The sequence below is a fragment of the Pseudomonas azerbaijanoccidentalis genome, assembly GCF_019145495.1.
GTDB classification, from domain to species: domain Bacteria; phylum Pseudomonadota; class Gammaproteobacteria; order Pseudomonadales; family Pseudomonadaceae; genus Aquipseudomonas; species Aquipseudomonas azerbaijanoccidentalis.
Window position 1 is genome coordinate 681,907 of the sequence record NZ_JAHSTU010000003.1, and the last position, 18,487, is coordinate 700,393.

Annotated in this window: 16 protein-coding genes and 1 pseudogene; 8 read left to right on the forward strand and 9 right to left on the reverse strand. The window is 57.9% G+C overall.

Annotation, left to right across the window (positions count from 1 at the left end; all coding sequences use genetic code 11):
• Positions 1-115: 115 nt before the first annotated feature.
• Positions 116-394, forward strand: a pseudogene (locus KVG88_RS13840) (LysR substrate-binding domain-containing protein); the annotation flags it as partial.
• A 2-nt stretch (positions 395-396) separates the two neighbouring features.
• On the opposite strand, the gene KVG88_RS13845 reads toward KVG88_RS13840, so the two are convergent.
• On the reverse strand, positions 397-1,497 hold the full coding sequence (locus KVG88_RS13845) for an alkene reductase (protein WP_217871760.1): 1,101 nt from the start codon (positions 1,495-1,497) through the stop codon (positions 397-399).
• 235 nt (positions 1,498-1,732) lie between these two features.
• Here KVG88_RS13845 and KVG88_RS13850 point away from each other — a divergent pair, with 235 nt between their 5' ends.
• Positions 1,733-2,635, forward strand: a complete 903-nt coding sequence (locus KVG88_RS13850) for a LysR family transcriptional regulator (RefSeq protein WP_217871761.1) — start codon at positions 1,733-1,735, stop codon at positions 2,633-2,635.
• 45 nt (positions 2,636-2,680) lie between these two features.
• On the opposite strand, the gene KVG88_RS13855 is transcribed toward KVG88_RS13850, so the two are convergent.
• From KVG88_RS13855 to KVG88_RS13875, 5 genes are all read right to left on the reverse strand, one after another.
• The gene (locus tag KVG88_RS13855) at positions 2,681-3,937 is read right to left on the reverse strand and encodes an Nramp family divalent metal transporter (protein ID WP_225933983.1); all 1,257 of its coding nucleotides are present in this window, start codon (positions 3,935-3,937) and stop codon (positions 2,681-2,683) included.
• A gap of 39 nt (positions 3,938-3,976) precedes the next feature.
• Positions 3,977-4,351 (reverse strand): hypothetical protein, encoded by a 375-nt coding sequence (locus KVG88_RS13860; RefSeq protein WP_217871763.1) that lies wholly within the window; start codon positions 4,349-4,351, stop codon positions 3,977-3,979.
• Positions 4,348-5,406 carry an L-dopachrome tautomerase-related protein gene (locus KVG88_RS13865; RefSeq protein ID WP_217871764.1) on the reverse strand — a complete coding sequence of 353 codons (1,059 nt, stop codon included), beginning with the start codon at positions 5,404-5,406 and terminating at the stop codon, positions 4,348-4,350. Before KVG88_RS13865 ends, KVG88_RS13860 begins: the two co-directional genes overlap by 4 nt.
• A complete protein-coding gene (locus KVG88_RS13870; protein WP_084377462.1) occupies positions 5,403-5,843 on the reverse strand; it encodes a cupin domain-containing protein in 441 nt (146 codons plus the stop codon). Before KVG88_RS13870 ends, KVG88_RS13865 begins: the two co-directional genes overlap by 4 nt.
• 181 nt (positions 5,844-6,024) lie before the next feature.
• Positions 6,025-6,591 (reverse strand): FUSC family protein, encoded by a 567-nt coding sequence (locus KVG88_RS13875; RefSeq protein ID WP_367616838.1) that lies wholly within the window; start codon positions 6,589-6,591, stop codon positions 6,025-6,027.
• 166 nt (positions 6,592-6,757) lie between these two features.
• On the opposite strand from KVG88_RS13875, the gene KVG88_RS13880 reads away from it, so the two are divergent.
• From KVG88_RS13880 to KVG88_RS13905, 6 genes are all read left to right on the forward strand, one after another.
• Positions 6,758-7,852, forward strand: a complete 1,095-nt coding sequence (locus KVG88_RS13880; RefSeq protein ID WP_225933984.1) for a zinc-dependent alcohol dehydrogenase family protein — start codon at positions 6,758-6,760, stop codon at positions 7,850-7,852.
• Positions 7,853-7,863: 11 nt separating this feature from the next.
• Entirely contained in the window at positions 7,864-9,342 is a 1,479-nt protein-coding gene (gabD, locus tag KVG88_RS13885; protein WP_217871767.1) for an NADP-dependent succinate-semialdehyde dehydrogenase, read from the forward strand.
• A 295-nt stretch (positions 9,343-9,637) separates the two neighbouring features.
• On the forward strand, positions 9,638-9,775 hold the full coding sequence (locus tag KVG88_RS13890; protein WP_217871768.1) for a hypothetical protein: 138 nt from the start codon (positions 9,638-9,640) through the stop codon (positions 9,773-9,775).
• A 197-nt stretch (positions 9,776-9,972) separates the two neighbouring features.
• A complete protein-coding gene (locus tag KVG88_RS13895) occupies positions 9,973-11,046 on the forward strand; it encodes an efflux RND transporter periplasmic adaptor subunit (protein WP_496197684.1) in 1,074 nt (357 codons plus the stop codon).
• Complete coding sequence (locus tag KVG88_RS13900) at positions 11,043-14,225, forward strand: efflux RND transporter permease subunit (RefSeq protein ID WP_217871769.1); 3,183 nt, start codon at positions 11,043-11,045, stop codon at positions 14,223-14,225. The genes KVG88_RS13895 and KVG88_RS13900 overlap by 4 nt, the downstream gene beginning before the upstream one ends.
• Positions 14,218-15,603, forward strand: coding sequence for an efflux transporter outer membrane subunit (locus KVG88_RS13905; RefSeq protein WP_217871770.1), 1,386 nt, complete (start codon positions 14,218-14,220; stop codon positions 15,601-15,603). The genes KVG88_RS13900 and KVG88_RS13905 overlap by 8 nt, the downstream gene beginning before the upstream one ends.
• Here the strand turns inward: KVG88_RS13905 and KVG88_RS13910 are convergent.
• The 3 genes from KVG88_RS13910 to KVG88_RS13920 are packed head-to-tail and all read right to left on the reverse strand — an operon-like array spanning position 15,545 to position 18,372.
• Entirely contained in the window at positions 15,545-15,889 is a 345-nt protein-coding gene (locus tag KVG88_RS13910; RefSeq protein WP_367616839.1) for an SDR family oxidoreductase, read from the reverse strand. The two genes, KVG88_RS13905 and KVG88_RS13910, sit on opposite strands and share 59 nt — an antisense overlap.
• A gap of 38 nt (positions 15,890-15,927) precedes the next feature.
• Entirely contained in the window at positions 15,928-16,728 is an 801-nt protein-coding gene (locus KVG88_RS13915) for a shikimate dehydrogenase family protein (protein ID WP_217871771.1), read from the reverse strand.
• A gap of 45 nt (positions 16,729-16,773) precedes the next feature.
• Positions 16,774-18,372, reverse strand: coding sequence for a GMC family oxidoreductase (locus KVG88_RS13920; protein WP_217871772.1), 1,599 nt, complete (start codon positions 18,370-18,372; stop codon positions 16,774-16,776).
• Positions 18,373-18,487 lie beyond the last annotated feature (115 nt).

Genomic DNA, 18,487 nt, shown 5'->3' on the forward strand with positions numbered 1-18,487 from the left:
AGGCAAAGGTGGACCGCAGATTCGATTATCTTGCTGACGTCGAGGTCTTTGTCATCGTGCTGGAGACGGGCCCGTTGAACGCTGGGGCTGAATGTCTGGCGACCAACCCGTCAGTGGCAAGTCGGGCGACAGTGGCTTGATTGGACGCAAACTTGGGGACGCCCGTTTTTGCTTGGTCGCCTCGCCGGATTACCTGTCCAGGCCGGGAACACCGCGCAGCGTGGAGGATCTGGCAGCGCATGCCTGTGTGCCATTATGATTCCCAGCAGCGGGCGGGGGGGGACCGTTCTCGGTAATTTATCCGCCCCATCGCCAATTATCGGCGACGGCGCGGGCGCTGATCGAATTCCTGACACGAGAGGTGGCTGACCAATCCAGCACACCTCTCAAGTAACTTCAAATGATCGAGTAGTTAGGATAGTCGGTATAACCGCTGGCTCCGCCACCATAGCTCAGTGCCCGGTCTGGTTTTAATAGCGGCCAGTTATTTTCCAGGCGTTCAACCAGATCAGGGTTCGCGATGAAGGGCTCTCCAAACGCTGCGATATCGATCAACCCATCGCGCAAGAATTGCTCCGCACGTTCTTTGGTCATGCCCCCTGCAAGAACCAGCATCCCATGGTAGTGGCTGCGAAATTTTTTCAAAAAGTCGCCTGGTATCGGCGAACTGCCACGCGACAGCTGATCCATGAAGTGGACGTAGGCCAATCCACGCTTGGAAAGTTGGTCGGCGACATACAGGTAGGTCTCTTCGACATCCTCGTATAGCCCCATGTCGAACAGGCCACCAAAGGGCGACAGGCGTATGGCCGTGCGTTGCGCACCAATTCGATCAATGACGCTATCGACCACTTCTAACAAGAAGCGTGAGCGGTTTTCGATGGTATCGCTGCGGTACTCGTCCGTGCGGTCATTGACCAGCGGATTGAGGAACTGCTCGATCAGATAGCCGTTAGCTCCATGCAGTTCGATGCCATCGAAGCCGGCATCAATGGAGTTCTCTGCTGCCTTGGCAAAGTCACGGATCACTTCTTTGACTTCGTGTGTACTGAGGGCGCGGGGTTTGGAGACATCGACTGGCCCGGGTTCGCCACGTTCAGTCATGCCCCAAGCTTGGGAGTTGCGGGCAATCTGAGAGGTCGAACTGACCGGCGCAATACCGTCTGGTTGAATGCTGACATGGGAGACTCGACCCACATGCCATAGCTGCGTGAAGATAACGCCGCCGGCGTCGTGAACCGCCTGAGTCACTTTTCTCCAGCCATTGATCTGTGGCGAGGTGTAAATGCCGGGGATGGCTAGAAACCCTTCGGCCGAACGCGAAATCGGAGTGCCCTCAGTAATGATCAATCCAGCGCTGGCTCGTTGGCTGTAGTAAAGCGCAGTGAGGTCGTTGGCAACGCCATCCGGCGCGCGCGCCCGGGTCATAGGCGCCATTGCGATGCGATTGCGCAGTGTAAGCGCGCCGACTCGGCAGGGTTCAAATAATGAGTTCATGGGCTCCCGTCCTTTCCTGATGTTGCTCAAGAGGGTAGGCGTATTGATGCTGGATGATAATCCGACGTGCTCGAAAATGATCTGTGAGGCAATTTCATAAGTTAAAAAGTATATCGGCAGCTTGTTGGGTTATGAATTTTGTTCACAGGTTAAATGACCAATAAACCTATTTTTAATGCGCATCGTCGTGTGCCGCTCATGATATTTTTTCACTAATCATAAGTGGGAGAAAGACGTGGATAACAGAGCGGGCGAGATGCTGGTATTTGTGCGGGTCGTCGATGCTGGCAGCTTTTCGCAAGCGGCGCGTCAGATGCTTATGACGCCATCAACAGTCAGTAAACTGATTGTTCGTCTGGAGTTGCGTCTGGGCGTCCGTTTGCTGGAGCGCTCGACACGTAAGCTGTCGTTGACCGATGAAGGACGTATTTACTACGAACGCAGTAACGCTTTGCTGGCAGAACTCGATGATGTCGAAAGAGTGTTGGCACAAGGCGCACAGAAAGCACGCGGAACAGTGCGAATAAATGCATCGGTAGCGTTTGGCACGCTGGCGATTGAACCCAATTTACCGGCCTTTTGGGAAGCCCATCCAAACATTCAGATAAACCTGTCGTTGTGCGATGACATCGTCGACATGTACCTGGATCGAACGGACATTGCCTTCCGGGTAGGTGCATTAAATGATTCAACGCTACGAGCGAGGAAGATCGGTATTGCTCGGCGTAAGATGGTTGCATCCCCGGCTTATCTGGAAAAATACGGAGTCCCCAAAACGCTCGAAGACCTCGCCGAACATAATTGTTTGAGCTTCAACTTTCGGCGTTCTAGTCCAGTGTGGCCCATGCATCGGAGTGGCCGCATTGTTGATCGAATCGTCCAGGGTAACCTGCAAGCCAACAATGGCGAGACCGTTCGACGTATGGCCATCGCGGGTGTGGGGATTGCCCGATTAGCAGACTTTCACATCGATGAGGATCTCGCCGCTGGCCGGTTGATCGAGGTGCTCGCGCAAACTGGCCATGACTGCGAGGAAGTTCATGCGCTGTATCAGGGAGGACAGCATGTGCCCCAGCGGATCCGAACGTTCCTCGACTTTATGGTGCCGCGTCTGCAAGCGTTTATGAATCGGGGGTGAGCGGCGTGCCGTCGTCAGTCAGTGGATTCGACGACTCGACAATAATCAAAGAATGACTGATGTAACCAACCAGAGATTGGCGGCGCTGATCAGCAGGAAAACACACCAGGCCATGACGGCGACCGGGCGTGAGATAGCAAAATCACCCATCAGCGTTTTATCGCTGGTGAAACGAATCAACGGATACACTGCAAACGGCAGTTGCACTGACAACACCACCTGAGAAAACACCAACAGATCACCTACCGCGGCGTCGCCCAGCCAGAGAATCCCGCACAGCGCTGGCACCATGGCCAGCAGGCGGGTGACGACGCGCTGTTTCCACAATGAAACTTTGAGCTTCAAGAACCCTTCGAGCACGACCTGACCGGCGAGGGTGCCGGTCAACGTCGCGCTTTGGCCCGAGGCGAGCAGTGCCAGGGCGAACAGCACGGCAGAGCTGGCCACACCTGTCAGGGGGATCAGCAATTGATGGGCCTGCTCGATCCCGCCAATCTCAGTGTGCCCGCTGTCGTGGAAGACGGCGGCGGCCACCAACAAAATGGCAACTTGCACGGCGGCCGCAATTGAAAGCGCGCGGATCGTATCTTTGGAACCCCGGCGCAGGGACCGTTTTACCTGCTCTCCGTCATGTGTGACGCTATTGGACCGGGCCAGTGATGAATGCAGGTACAGATTGTGGGGCATGACGGTGGCGCCGATGATACCTACCGCGATGAACAGTGCCCCTGGCTGAGCCAGCGTGTCCAATGAAGGAATGAACCCCCGAAGCATGGCGTTTACATCGAGCGTGATCAATGCCAGCTCAATGGCGAAGCACAGGACAATGGTCGCCACCAGGGCCAGGACGATCTTCTGCACTCGGCCATTGGCGGCACCCTTCAAGCCCAGGATGACCAGTGTGCTGACAGCCGTCAGCACGATGCCTAGGGCCATTGGCAAGTTGAATAGTAATTTGAACGCCAACGCCGCGCCCAGGACCTCGGCAATATCGGTGGCAATGATGGCAATCTCCGCCATTGCCCAGTGCGCGAGTGTGGCTGGTCGGCCGTAGCGAAGACGACAGGTCTGGGCAAGATCCTGACCTGTGACGACGCCGAGACGCAAGGCGAGTGTTTGCAAAAGCATGGCCGCTAGACTCGACAGCACCACCATGAATAGCAGGCTGTAACCGAACTGAGCGCCAGCAGCGATACCGGTGGCCCAGTTGCCAGGATCCATGTAACCCACTGCAATCAACAGTCCGGGTCCCATCAGCAGCGAAAGGCGTCCAGGCATAGGCGATGGTGGGACGGCACGCATTCCGGGGTGTTCCGACAACGAAGTCTTTGTTGTCATCGGTCATTGGGTCCTTTGTGATCGGGCAAGTCGGGGCAGACGCGCCAGCACTAGGGTATGAATGAACAGCAGCAGGCCAGCAACCGAGAGAATTGCCGATACTTTCCCGCTCAAAGCATGGGCGGCCAGCAGACACACCAGAGCCGCTATCTGGGTCAGCAGACGATGGGCCAGCGAAATCCGTGAAGGGCTCGACGCCTCGAACAGGCGGCCGGGCCAAAAGTCTGGCCTGGCTCGCGAAAACGGTATTGCGGCGATAGCCACCACGGCGTATATCCAGACGCCGAGACCGGCGTCACCTTCGGCCAGCGCCAAGCCTATGGCGCTGGCCGTGAGCAGCAGTGCAATGACAACGAACGCAACACGGCTATAGCTCATGGTGTTTCGCTCGAACCCATCGGTGCATCCACCCGCAACCGCAATACATGGAACGGCGGCTGGCTGTCGTCCTCACCAGCATTGAGCAGTGGGTGGCGGTGCAGTTGGTTGGCTGTGATGTAGAGCCATTCCCCCTGGGCATCGAGCTCAACGCCGTCCGGCCAGGCGAGTAATTGATCGTCCTGTGCAAGAATGCGGTAGCCGGCAGGCGACGCTAGCCCAATCGCATTATTCGCGATGTCGGTCACATAGACGTTGCCCTCTGCGTCGACATCAAACCCGTCGCAATGAGGCTTGTCGCACCAGTACTCAACGGCCTCGCTCAGCGGTGCGATGCCTGCAGGTTCCGCGAGGACTTCGGTTGATACCCGATAGACCTTGCGAGCGGACATCGAACCGAAATAGACCCAGCGGCCCAACGGGTCGATCGCGATGGGATTGAGGCCGTAGCGGTAAGGAATGATTTCGCCTTCTGGCGTACGCAGCGAAAGGGCTTTTCCACCGATCATCAGCGGTACATCTCCAGGCATCAACCCCGGGTAGCACTCAAGCGATCGCCATGAAAGACCTGTTTGGAGGTCGACCACGACAATGGCCGGATAGTCGCTTTCACCTCTGGGGTTCATCGTCATGTCGGCGATGTAAATGCGCTGACGCCGCCAATCGATCACGAAGTCCTGAGTGAAGGAACTTGGGCGAAGCACGTTCTGCGGCAGCACGATCAGGCGGTGCAGGCGATCTTCTCGATCATTCCAGGCGATGAGGCGCGGCTGTAGGCCCGGTCCGCCCATATCGAGTATCCAGACGATCCCCTGAGGGTCGGTGCGGATGCCGATCACTGCGGACATCCCTCGACCGTCCTTACCCGGTTTGCCCGCCCAGGTTTCATTGGGGTAGGCCAGATGCTGACCCTCCTGGGCCACCGCTCGCACCGAGATATCCGGTGCGATGATGGCGGAGACCGACACCAGTACCCGCCCATCCGGCATCACCGTCGGATTACCCGGACGCTCAACCGGAAACGTCGCAAAGATCTCCAGTTGATGGGTGTTCATGACAGCGCCTTGACGAACGACGCGGCAGTGCCTGCGGTCGGGTCGACGAAGATGATGTCGCTGGGGTCACGTCGCGGTGTATCGACAGACACCATGAACAGCGGGTGCTCAAGGATCTCTGGCATTCCGTGGATGGTGAACCGCTTGAAGAACAGCATCTCGCCGGGACCGACCTCGAACGGTTCACGGTCGCCCATGAAAAACCTGGCGCGCCCGGACATGACGATGAGGTACTCATCACAGGTCGCGTGGTAATGCGCAGGTGTCGGATGGTAGACACGGAAGACCCGGGCGCTGGCCTCGTCTTCGTCAGTCAGCCTTGAATCAACTAGCAGCGTTTCGGCAGTCTCGGGGAATGTCTTGACGATCGCATCGAGATTAAACGAGGCATGAGGTGCAGCCTCTACCAGTTTTTTTCGGGTGCTTACTTCGGTCATCTTGAAACCCTCATTCAGGTGTCCTTTTCAGAGGACGCTGCGATGTTGTTTGTGGGTTCAGGATAAGCATTGGGCTGATTGCGGAGAACGCTGCGGGGGAGCACAAGATTTGAGAATTAGAATAACAACTGTGTTTTGACGAGAGCGCTGCGGAGCTCACTAAGCGCCCCCGAATAACCACTCAGTGCTTTGTGGTATCAGACCAGAACCGCCGGGCTCTCGTTTCGAGAGCGGCTATCACGATAGCAGCCGTCGAGCCTAATGTGACTTCCAGAAAACGCATGAGTCCTGTCTCCAAAATGGTCGAGCCCACATCCTTGCTCAACAGGATAATGACTGCAGTCCACAACCCAACCCGCCATTCCGGACGATTGGCGATTACCGCTGCAGTCACAGCCGTGACGATCATTAACTCGGTAGAAGGCGCCAAGTGCAGATGTTGCATGGATATCTGACAGAGGATCGCCAGTGTCGCTCCTAGCGTTGTGCCAATCACCCGATTACGGAACTCGGAAAAGGTGTCACCCAGATTTTCCTTGTTAGTGATCAAGGCTGAAACAGGCGCCCACAACGGTTGATGGAGCTGCAACAGGAAGGCCATACCGAAGGCCAGGCCCGCTGTAAGGGAGGAGCGAGCGGCGCACACAAATATGATACGGATCGTGTTCTGCGCGGTAGATCGCTGACGATTTGATGAGGGCGATCTGACATGCGGCGTCCAGCGACGTAGGAGTGACAGCGACACCACTATAAGTGCATCCGGAGCGACTGTTTTGCGAATTCAATTCCAAACAGCTGCGCCCGGTGATGCGTTTCTGACACCGGCTGCCTGCGGCATAGTGATGAGTACTCACTATTGAGTCCAGCTGCGTCGGAGACACAAGATGCAAGTCAGAGCTGCTGTTCTAAGACACATGAATGTTAAGCCGCCTTATGCCCAGAGCAAGCCAATTGTAATTGAGACCATCGAGCTGGCGCCTCCGGGGCCGGGCGAAGTGCTGGTGCGTGTCCGTGCCGCAGGTCTTTGTCATTCCGACCTTTCGGTGATCAATGGCGACCGTCCTCGGCCGATGCCCATGGCGCTCGGCCATGAGGCTGCTGGCGTGGTCGAAGCGTTGGGCGAGGGAGTCAGCGACCTTGAGCCGGGCGATCATGTGGTCATGGTGTTCATGCCCAGTTGTGGGCATTGCCTGCCATGCGCCGAAGGTCGTCCAGCCCTCTGTGAGCCGGGTGCGAAAGCGAATGCGGCCGGTACGCTGATCAACGGATCAGTGCGTTTGAGCAGTCCTGCAGGTCACGTGCATCATCACTTGGGGGTTTCGGCATTTGCCGAATACGCTGTGGTGTCGCGCAACTCGGTGGTCAAGATCGATCGAGATCTGCCCTTTATCGAAGCGGCACTCTTTGGTTGCGCGGTGTTGACCGGGGTCGGCGCCGTGGTCAATACCGCGCAATTGCGGGTCGGCTCAACCGCCGTGGTGATTGGTCTGGGTGGCGTCGGCCTGGCGTCAGTGCTGGGTGCAAGAGCTGCTGGGGCGAGCAAAATCATTGCCGTTGACCTTTCACCAGAAAAACTCGCATTGGCCAAAGACGTCGGCGCCACCGCGGTGGTCAACGGCGGCGACGCGGACGCCGTTGAGCAGGTACTGCAACTGACTGGTGGCGGCGCCGACTACGTCTTCGAAATGGCCGGTTCGATCCGGGCACTTGATAACGCCATGAAAATGACCAAGCGCGGTGGTATGACCGTGACTGCAGGTCTGCCGCCGCCAAGTTCGGCACTGTCCGTCAATGTGGTTCAGTTGGTGGGCGAGGAACGTACGCTCAAAGGCAGCTACATCGGTACTTGCGTGCCGATCCGCGATATTCCGCGGTTCATTGAGCTTTATCGCGATGGTCGCTTGCCGGTGGATCGGTTGCTGAGCGGCCGACTCAAACTGGAGGACATCAACGAAGGCTTCGACCGCCTGCATGACGGCAGCGCGGTGCGTCAGGTTATTGAATTTTGAGGAGTGACAGCATGGCCGATACAAACTTCCTGGCAACGCTCGACGACCCCACGTTGTTCCGTGAGGCGAACTACATCAACGGCCTGTGGCTGGAGGTGGGTGAGGGACGCAGCATTACCGTTACGAACCCGGCCACCGACAAGGTACTGGGGCGCGTGCCTTCATTTGGGGCCAGTGAGACCGCCATGGCCATCGCCGCCGCCAAGCGCGCGCAACCGGCGTGGCGAGCGCTCACTGCCAAAGAGCGCGCGGTAAAACTGCGCCATTTGTTCGAGTTGATGATTACCCACCGCGAAGATCTGGCGCGGATCATGACCGCCGAACAAGGCAAGCCGCTGGCCGAAAGTCGTGGTGAGATTACCTATGCCGCGTCTTTCATTGAATGGTTCGCGGAGGAGGGCAAGCGTGTTTATGGCGATACCATCGCCTCCCATTCAACGAGCAGCCGAATCATCGTTCAGAAAGAACCCATCGGGGTGTTTGCCGCGATTACCCCGTGGAACTTCCCGGCAGCGATGATCACCCGCAAGGCCGGGCCAGGCTGGGCGGCCGGTTGCACCGGTGTATTGCGTCCCGCCAGTCAGACACCCTTTTCGGCGATCGCAATTGCAGTGCTGGCCGAGCGTGCCGGTCTGCCTGCCGGCGTGTGCAACGTGATTACGGGGCCGGGCAGTGAAATCGGGGCCGAACTCACCTCCAACCCGGACGTGCGCAAGTTGTCCTTTACCGGTAGCACCGAGGTCGGTGCCACACTGTTGGCCCAATGCGCGCCGACGATCAAAAAGACCAGCATGGAACTCGGCGGCAACGCCCCCTTTATCGTGTTTGACGATGCTGATCTGGATGCTGCGGTGCAGGGTGCGCTCGCGTCCAAGTACCGAAACGCCGGGCAGACCTGTGTGTGCGCTAACCGTCTGCTGGTCCAGGACGGTATCTATGATGCTTTCGCCGCCAAACTGAAAACCGCCGTCGAGGCCCTGAAAGTGGGCAGCGGATTTGAGGACGGTGTGACGATCGGCCCGCTGATTGACGACGCCGCCGTGCGCAAGGCCGAGGAGCATGTCGCCGATGCCGTTGAGCGCGGAGCCTCTGTCCTGGTGGGGGGTGAACGCCATCCGTTGGGGGGCAGTTTCTACCGGCCGACCATTTTGGTGAACGTGCCAAGGGAGTCGAAGGTGTTCCGTGAGGAGACGTTTGGTCCCGTGGCACCGCTGTTCCGTTTCAGTACCGAGGCGCAAGCCATCGAGATGGCAAACGACACCGAGTTCGGTCTGGCCTCGTATTTCTACAGTCGGGATATTGGAAGGATCATGCGCGTGGCTGAAGCGCTTGAGTGTGGCATCGTCGGGATCAATGAGGGGTTGATATCGACGGAAGTGGCGCCGTTCGGCGGGGTAAAATCGTCGGGACTGGGTCGTGAAGGTTCCAAGTACGGGATCGAAGATTATCTTGAGATAAAGTATCTCTGCCTGGGAGGTATTGACCGCTGATAGCTCGGGGAGATGGTCGACAGGCCATCTCCTGATTTTTTGAAAATTAAATAATCCCGGTTTATTTTTATTTATGTATTGATCCATCCTTAATAAGTGGCACTCAGCGGTGAATGCATTTCACAAGTCATTGTCGTCCGGTGCCGGATGAGTGCGGTGGTATTTACAAAATTCCTGTGCTAGAGCGCTCGCTCTTGTTTTTTAGTCAATATTGTTTTCGTATTCCTGCGGTTTATCTTCGGCGGGTGGTGTTGGAAAATCTATTCCATCTTAATCACTACCGAGATTGTCCCTTATGACGTACTTCAAAAAAGCCGTTGCCCTGCTGGCTACCCTGACTGCTCTTTCTGCATCTTTTTCAGTTCAGGCGGAAGAGTCTGGCGCCTTTGTTGATCGCAATAAAGCACTGAATGAACGCGCTGTCCGAAGTTAATTAAGCCTGTTCTAAATAAATGAACTGTTGTTTTAGTTTTGCTAACTTCGGAGAGCACAAAAGTGAACTTGCATACAACGGGGGAACCGACAGTATCCCCAATCAAATCGAAGGTGATAAAAGGCGCGGCGTTTTCAGCGCTCAGTCTTGCGCTGATGGCGGCCTTGAGCGGTTGTGGTCCGGATAAAGACAGCAACGTGACCGCTGCCCCGAGCGTGACGGTTAGTCAGCCGGTCAAGTCGGTGATCACTGACTGGGACAGTTTTACCGGGCGCTTCGAGGCGACCGATTCGGTGGAGGTTCGCTCGCGGGTGAGCGGCTATCTGGAGAAAGTCGCGTTTCAGGATGGCGCCATCGTCAAGAAAGGCGACTTGCTGTTCGTGATCGATTCGCGTTCGTTCCAGGCTGCCGTGGTCCAGGCGCAGGGCAAGCTATCTCAAGTGCGCTCGCAACTGGCACTCGCCGAGCAGGAATTCGCCCGGGCCAATGTGTTGATCGAATCGAAAACCATCGCCCGCAGTCTCTACGACCAACGCTTGCAGGCGCGTCAGGCCGCGCAAGCCGAAGTCCTCAGTGCCGAGGGGGCGTTGAGCGCAGCCAAGCTGGATCTGGAATTCACCCGCATCACCGCGCCCATGAGCGGCCGGATCAGCCGCAAGCTGATCAGTGAAGGCAACCTGGTCAACGGCGGCAACAGCAGCGCCACGTTGCTGACCACCATCGTCTCGATTGACCCGATTGATATCTACTTCGATATTGATGAGCAGAGCTACCTCAAATACCGTCGGCAGGCCAATAGCGCGGCCAACCAGAGTCAGGTGCGGATTGCCTTGCCGGGTGAAGTCGAGCCGAGCATGACCGGGCGCATGGATTTCATCGACAACCGGCTCGACTCGTCCACGGGCACATTGCGCCAGCGGGCGCGGGTCAGTAATAAAGATCTGCAGCTCAGCCCCGGGCAATTTGGCCGGGTGCAGTTCTCCAGCCAGGCGGCTTACCCGGCACTGTTGCTGCCGGACACCGCGATCAGCGTCGACGCGACTCGCAAAGTTGTCTATGTACTCAACCCGCAGAACAAGGTCGAAATCCGGCCCGTCACCCTCGGTAAACTGCATGACGGTTTGCGCGAGATCTCCAGCGGTTTGCAGGCGCAGGATCGGGTGATCGTCGATGGTCTGCAACGCGTTCGGTCTGGCGATACCGCGACGGCCCAGGATCGTGTGTTGGCTCAGGCCGCGAAAACCCCTGAAGCCCAGGGAGCGCCGCTATGAGCCTGGGACGCACATCCATCGAACAACCGGTGCTGGCGATTGTGCTTTCAATCGTCTTGATGATCATCGGTGGCCTGGCTTATCTAGTGTTGCCGACGTCCGAGTACCCGGACATCGCACCGCCCACCGTGGTGGTGACCGCAACTTACCCCGGCGCTTCGGCGCAGACTGTGGCCGAGACGCTGGCGATCCCGATCGAGCAGGAAGTCAACGGCGTTGAAGACATGCTCTACATGTACAGTCAGGCGACTTCCGATGGCAGCCTGAACCTGACCGTGACCTTCAAGAGCGGCACTGATGTCGACAAGGCCCAGGTGTTGGTGCAGAACCGTGTGGCGCTGGCCACCCCGCGCCTGCCGGAACCGGTACAGCGCAGTGGTGTGACGGTGCGCAAGTCATCGCCGACGCAGCTGTCGACGATTTTTATCTCGTCGCCGAAGGGCACCTACGATCAGTTGTATGTGTCGAATTTCGCGATCCGTAATGTCGCTGATGTCCTCAAGCGTATCGACGGTGTCGGCGACATCAACCCGCTGGGGGCTCGCGAATATTCAATGCGCATCTGGCTCGATCCAGAGCGCGTTGCGGCCTTCAACCTGACACCGGCAGAGATCATCGCCGCCGTGCGTTCGCAAAACACCCAGGTGGCCGGCGGGGTGATCGCCCAGCCTCCGGTGGCGTCTCAGGCGTTTCAGCCAAACCTGATCTTCGAGGGTCGACTGAAAGAGCCTGCCGACTTCGACAACATCGTCCTCAAATCGGGTACTGCCGGACGCCTTGTGCGTCTCAAGGACGTCGCACGCACGGAAATCGCCGGGCTGGCGTACGTCAACAACACCTATTACTTGCGTAACCCGGCGATCGGCTTGCAAGTGCTGCAACGTCCGGGCGCCAACGCGCTGGCGACGATGAAAGTGGTCGAAGAGACCATGGAGAAAATCGGCAAGGACTTCCCCGAAGGCATCGAATACAGCATCGGTTACAACCCGACGGCGTTTATTGCCGACAGTATCGGCGAGCTGGGCAAGACCATCTACGAGGCGGTCATCCTCGTGGTGCTGGTGATCATGATCTTTTTGCAAGGCTGGCGACCGTCGATCATTCCGATCCTGGCCATCCCCGTGTCGCTGGTCGGCACCTTCGCGGTCATGGCGATGCTCGGTTACTCGATCAACAACCTGACCCTGTTCGGGCTGGTGCTGGCCGTGGGGATCGTGGTCGACAACGCCATTGTGGTGGTGGAGAACGTCGAGCGACATCTGGCTGATGGCAAGAACCCGCTGGAAGCGACCATCGTGACCATGCAGGAAATCGGCGGCGCGTTGATCGCCATTACCCTGGTGTTGTGTGCGGTATTTATTCCGACCGCGTTCATTCCGGGTATCTCGGGTGAGTTTTTCCGCCAGTTCGGGATCACGATTGCGGTGGCCACAGCGATCTCGCTGTTCAATTCGGTCACGCTATCTCCAGCGTTGGCGGCGATGATTCTGCGTCGACATGATCCTGAAGCCCATCAGAAGCCGAAAAAAGGCGTCTTTGGTGTGCTCAAGCGTGCCGCTGATGGCTTCAACAGCGGCTTCCTAAAACTCTCTTCAGGCTACGCCGGCAGCGTGCGTGGTCTCGTGGCAAAAACTCCGTTGATGCTGGCGATCTACGCGGTGTTGATTGCCGCGACCGCTTATCTAATGGTGTCGACGCCCAAGGGCTTCATCCCGGTTCAGGATCGTGGCTACCTGGTGGTCATCGTGCAACTCCCTGACGGTGCCTCTCTGGAGCGGACCAACGAAATCTCTCAGCAGATCGAGGCGATTGCCCTGGATGTGCCGGGTGTGGACCGAGTACCGACGTTCTCCGGTTTCTCGATGGTGACCGGTACCAGCTCATCGAACTCGGCCGGCCTGGCGCCAGTGTTCCAACCGTGGTCCGTGCGTAAAGTGCATGGGTTGACGTCGGACAAGATCGCCGAAGACTTGCGTGAACGTTTGAAAGCGGTCAGCGGTGCAACGGTAATTGTCGCCACGCCACCACCGGTTCAAGGCTTGGGTAGCACGGGCGGCTTCTCCATGCGTTTGCAGGATACTGCCGGGCTGGGTACCGAAGCATTGGCCAAAGCAACCGACGACCTGATTGCTGCCGCCAACGCCACTCAAGGCATGACCGGAGTCTATTCACCGTTCTCGGCCCGGACGCCACAGGTGTTCGTTGAATTGGATCGTGAACGCGCCGAAATGCTGGGCGTGCCAAGCAGCCAGATCAACCAGGCCATCGAGACGTACTTTGGCTCGTCCTACATCAACGATTTCAACCTCGTGGGACGTACGTATCGGGTGACGGCGCAGGCGGACTTGCCGTACAGGGTCACGCCAGAGGATCTGTCACGGGTCAAGGTGCGCAACGATGCCGGTCAGATGGTGCCGATTGCCAGCGTGACGCGTCTGCATGAGGCGCTGGGTGTGGAGCGATTCCCGCGCTACAACCTGTTTCCTACTGCGGAAATCAACGGCGATACATTGCCGGGGCTGGGTTCCGAGTTCGGGATCAAGACGATGGAACGTCTAGCTGATGAGACGCTGCCAGCCGGCATCACCTATCAGTGGACTGATCTGAGCTATCAGCAAACCACTGCCGGCAACATGGGCCTCCTGGTCTTCCCGTTGTGTGTGATTTTTGTCTACCTGGTACTGGCTGCACAGTACGGCAGCTGGAGTCTGCCACTGGCGATTCTGTTGATCGTGCCGATGTGTCTGCTAGCCGCTGCCGGTGGCGTACGTCTGATGGGGCAGGACATCAATATCCTGACTCAGATCGGTTTTATCGTACTGGTGGGACTGGCGGCGAAGAACGCGATTCTGATCGTCGAAGTGGCAAGGCAGCAGGAGAAAGAGGGGCAAGGCATAGTTGATGCGGTCGTCGAGGCGTGTCGTCTGCGATTGCGCCCGATTCTGATGACTTCGCTGGCCTTCGTCCTCGGTGTGTTGCCGTTGGTGATGTCTGAGGGCGCGGGTTCCGAGATGCGTCAGGCAGTCGGTTCGGCGGTGTTCTTCGGGATGATCGGCGTCACGCTGTTCGGTCTGCTGTTCACTCCGGTCTTCTATGTGTTGATCCGCCGAATGGCCGGTGGCGAGCGTCAGGCACAGTCTAAAACCAACCATTCTGAACAGGGTGAGGCCCATGAATAATTATCTCAGCGTTCCAGGCCTGGTACTTGGGGCCGCGCTACTGAGTGCCTGCGCCTCGCCGGTCATGCCGCCCAAGAGCGACTTGCCGGCCGACAGTTTCGTCAACGCTCAAACGGCTGTACCCGCCAGCGTGACAGACAATTGGTGGAAGCTTTATCAGGACCCGTTGCTCGACCGTCTGGTGGAGCGCGCCCTGGGGGAAAACCTTGACCTGCAGATTGCGTTGGCGCGGATCGATGCCGGGCGTGCACTGCGCAACATCGCCGGAGCTTCCGGCAGCCCTCAGATCGATTTGGGGGCGAGTGTCGCTCGTCAGCGTATCTCGGCGGATCAGGCGGGTTTCACCGACTCGCTGATCACCGAGCCGACCTCATTGGGGTTAAGTGCGGCCTGGGAAATCGATCTGTTCGGCCGTATCCGTGAAGGTGTGCGCGCTGCCGACGCCGACCTCAACGCGACAGAGGAAGAGGCGCGGGGTGTGCGTGTGGCGCTGATCACTGAAGTGGTCCAGGCCTACGCCGAAGCGCGAGGGCTGGAGGAGCGCCTGGCGATCGTCAAGCAAAGTGCGGCCAGCCAGGCTGAGACCTTGCAGCTGACTGAGCAGCTGTATGCGGCGGGGGACAGTCCTGAAGCGGATTTGCTTCGTGCACGCTCGCAATCCGATTCCACCGCCGCCCAAGTGCCAGCGCTGCAGCTGAACTGGCAACGTTCGCTGCATCGCTTGTCAGTGCTGCTCGCCCAGCCGACCGAGACGCTTTATCAGCAGTTCAAGGAGCGTCCGGCGAACGTCTCGACGGTGTCGTTGCTGGACGCCAGTACGCCTGCGGATCTGTTGCGTCGGCGTCCTGACATTCGCGTCGCCGAAGCACGCTTGATTGCGGCCTATGCGCGAGTTGGTGTAGCCAAAGCGGATCTGTTGCCACGATTGAGCCTGTCAGCGGCCCTGGGGTCTTTGATTGATGGTGTTAGCGCCGCCAATCTGGCCAGTTCGACGTTCTGGCTGGCCGGCTTGAATGCTAGCGTGCCGGTGTTTGACGGCGGACGTCGGCGCAACGTGGTCGATCTTCGGGATGCCGAGGCGCGGCAGGCGTTGCTGAGTTATCGACGCACCGTGTTGACGGCCGTTTCCGAGGTGGAGTCAGCGCTGGCTGCTGCCCAACGCAATGCCGAACGTCAGACTTTCCTGGCCAGTGCGGCCAGTCAAGCCAGCTCAGCTGCCGAGCAGATTCAGCGAGCCTGGCAGGCGGGAGAGACTCCGTTCCTTGATGTTTTACAGGCTCAGCGGGTACAACTGGCGGCGCAGAATGCGCTGTCCCAGGTCAAGACCGCTCAGTGGCAGAATCAAGCGGCGTTGGTGAATGCGCTAGGGGGTAGGTAACGACAATTGGAGTACGTTGCGGGCAAAGCACCCTCCGACAGCGCGGGGCGTGCGCCGAAAATGCCCAAATCGAAGCGAAGTAGACTACCGCGCCTCGGGCGGCTTTCAGGCCGGGAAGGGCGGCATTGGTAATCCGCAATGCCGCAGTCAGATTGACGTCCATGGCCTGACTAAAGCCTTCCAACTCCAGCTCGCAATTGTGATCAATAATCTCGGCGGCGTTGACGATGGCGTCGCCCCGCTGGAACTGTACGAAGAAATCATTCGCCGCTTCGTCGTTGGTCACCTCCAGCTCCTGCTAATGGATACTCTCAGCGCTTTGTCTTAAACGCCACATTGGGAAAACAGAAACTCGGCCAGCAGATCGATCTGGCCGGTGATCATATGCGAACCTTTATGGATGAGGCAGCCACGCTCGGCGGCGGCGCTCAGCAGCGGCGTGATGTCCGGGTTCATCACGACTTCGCCGACCACCGTGCCGGGCGCCAGGGTCTCGACCGGTAGGGGCAGAGGGTCCTGCGCTTTAAGGCCCAAGGCTGTTCCGTTAATCACCAGATCAAAACCGGTCGCGTCGGGAGGGCCAGCATTGACCTGCTGATTGGGGAAAATCTGCCGCAGTTCGCGGGCCAGCTCTTCGGCCTTGGCCGAGGTGCGGTTGCTGATTACCAGTTCTTGAATATCTTCGGCGAGCAACGCATGGGCGATACCGGTCGCCGCGCCACCTGCCCCTAGCAGCAGCACACGCTTGTTATGAAGGGCATGGCCTTGTTTTTTCAGGCCCCCGACAAAGCCGTTGCCATCGAACATACGACCGCTGAAGCGCCCGTCAGGCAGACGTTTTGCAACGTTGCACACGTTGAGCAGACTCGCTGTGCCTTTGAGTTCATCGCACAACTTTGCGACCTCCAGTTTGTGCGGAACAGTGACGATCACTCCCGCCAGGTTTTCGATCCCGCGTAAACCTTCCCATGCGGTGGCCAGGTTGGCGGGCGAAACTTCCCAGGGCACGAGCACGCCGTCATAGCCAAGGCGTTCCAGCAATGGGTTGAAAAACTCGGGAGTGCGCAGGTGTTTCGCCGGGTAAGTGAGATGAACGACGACTCGGGTTTTACCGCTTACAGGCATTACGAAATTCCTATTTCAATGGTGGATAGCGGCGAGTGGCAAGGGCTATAAGCGGGCGGCTGCCAACGCGTATCGCCCGAGAATCATGTCCGCGGCTTTTTCACCAATCATTATGGACGGTGCGTTGGTATTGCCGGAGATCAGATTGGGCATGATCGAGGCATCGACCACCCGCAGATTGCACAGGCCGCGAACGCGCAACTCAGGGTCTACGACGGCCATCTCGTCGTCACCCATCTTGCACGTGCCCACCGGGTGGTAAACGGTCTTGGCGCGCTGGCCGATGTAACTCAGCAATGCTTCATCGCTGCGTACGTTCAATCCAGGAAAGACCTCTTCACCGGCGTATTTGCGCATCGCCGGTTGGGCGAGAATTTCGCGTGAAAGGTTCAAGCCTTTGATCGCTACACGGCGATCTTCTGGATGGGCGAAATAGTGTGGATCAATGCACGGTGGCGTGTCGGTCTTACTGTCGGTCAGACGGATCTCGCCACGGCTCATGGGGCGCAATACGCAGGTATTGATAGTTGCGCCGGGCTTTTTGATCGTGTCCTGATCGAGGTCGAAAAACACGATAGGCACGAAATGCATCTGAGCGTTTGGCCGTTCTTGCGCGTTGTCGGTGTTGACGAAAGCACAGGCTTCGGTGACATTCGAACTCACCGGACCACTGCCAAACATCAGGTATTGCAGGCCATTCTTGACGGTGTTGAAGGCGTTGTCCTGGCCGTAGTAACCATACTTGCCATGGCAGTAGGCGATGGTGCCGACTTCCGCATGGTCTTGCAGGTTCTGACCAACGCCGGGTAAGGCATGCAGCAAGGGAATGCCATGGCGTTCAAGTTCCTCGGCCGGACCGATACCGGAAAGCATCAACAGCTTGGGTGACTGAATAGCGCCAGCGCTGAGAATCACTTCTTTACTGCAACGCGTCTGCACCACCTGGCCTTTGTGTGTGTACTCAACCCCCACCGCTTGATTGCCTTCAATCAGGACTCGTTGCACGGTGGCGTCGGTGATGATCGTCAGGCGATCAGACTTTTCAGCCTCGCGCAGATAAGCCACAGCCGCACTGCAACGGCGATTGTTGCGAGCGGTGATCTGGTTGAAGCCGACGCCGTTCTGGCGTTCACCGTTGAAATCTGCTGTGAAGGGAATACCGGCCTGCTGCGCAGCACGCACAAATCCGCGAGACAGTTCGCAAACCTGCTTGAGGTCTGAGACACCTAGCGGGCCGCCCGTTGCGTGATAGCGGTTATCGAAGCGTTCATTGTCTTCGGCGCGTTTGAAGTAAGGCAGTACTTCGCGATAAGACCAACCATTGCAGCCGCTGCTTGCCCAGTCGTCGTAATCCTCTTGCTGGCCGCGGATATAGATTAACGCATTCACTGAGCTTCCTCCCCCCAGTACCCGACCCTGAGGAAGAATTCGTTTGCGCCCGTCCATGGCGGTTTGTGGTTGAGTTTCGTGGCGTGAAAGCATTGGGCTGGACAGCAGTCGGGTGAAACCTGCGGGGATGTGGATCAGCGGATGGGTATCTCTCGGCCCGGCTTCAATTAGTAGAACCGATGCGCCAGCCTCGATCAATCGGCCGGTCAACGCGCAGCCGGCGGACCCGCCTCCAATGACAACGTAATCGTGCATGTATCTCTCCAGACGGTGATTTCTTGTTTTCATACATCATATATTCTACGCGCCCCCGCGCGTCAACCCAGGTGATTTCGCGCAGACGGGTGAGACAGAAAAACGGTTGAAAGTA

What these genes read in the sequence shown, in the direction of transcription:
- KVG88_RS13845 (WP_217871760.1), bottom strand. Translation starts at nt 1,497, where the DNA reads ATGAACTCATTATTTGAACCCTGCCGAGTCGGCGCGCTTACACTGCGC.
- KVG88_RS13855 (WP_225933983.1), bottom strand. Translation starts at nt 3,937, where the DNA reads ATGCGTGCCGTCCCACCATCGCCTATGCCTGGACGCCTTTCGCTGCTG.
- KVG88_RS13860 (WP_217871763.1), bottom strand. Translation starts at nt 4,351, where the DNA reads ATGAGCTATAGCCGTGTTGCGTTCGTTGTCATTGCACTGCTGCTCACG.
- KVG88_RS13865 (WP_217871764.1), bottom strand. Translation starts at nt 5,406, where the DNA reads ATGAACACCCATCAACTGGAGATCTTTGCGACGTTTCCGGTTGAGCGT.
- KVG88_RS13870 (WP_084377462.1), bottom strand. Translation starts at nt 5,843, where the DNA reads ATGACCGAAGTAAGCACCCGAAAAAAACTGGTAGAGGCTGCACCTCAT.
- KVG88_RS13880 (WP_225933984.1), top strand. Translation starts at nt 6,758, where the DNA reads ATGAATGTTAAGCCGCCTTATGCCCAGAGCAAGCCAATTGTAATTGAG.
- gabD (WP_217871767.1), top strand. Translation starts at nt 7,864, where the DNA reads ATGGCCGATACAAACTTCCTGGCAACGCTCGACGACCCCACGTTGTTC.
- KVG88_RS13890 (WP_217871768.1), top strand. Translation starts at nt 9,638, where the DNA reads ATGACGTACTTCAAAAAAGCCGTTGCCCTGCTGGCTACCCTGACTGCT.
- KVG88_RS13900 (WP_217871769.1), top strand. Translation starts at nt 11,043, where the DNA reads ATGAGCCTGGGACGCACATCCATCGAACAACCGGTGCTGGCGATTGTG.
- KVG88_RS13905 (WP_217871770.1), top strand. Translation starts at nt 14,218, where the DNA reads ATGAATAATTATCTCAGCGTTCCAGGCCTGGTACTTGGGGCCGCGCTA.
- KVG88_RS13915 (WP_217871771.1), bottom strand. Translation starts at nt 16,728, where the DNA reads ATGCCTGTAAGCGGTAAAACCCGAGTCGTCGTTCATCTCACTTACCCG.
- KVG88_RS13920 (WP_217871772.1), bottom strand. Translation starts at nt 18,372, where the DNA reads ATGCACGATTACGTTGTCATTGGAGGCGGGTCCGCCGGCTGCGCGTTG.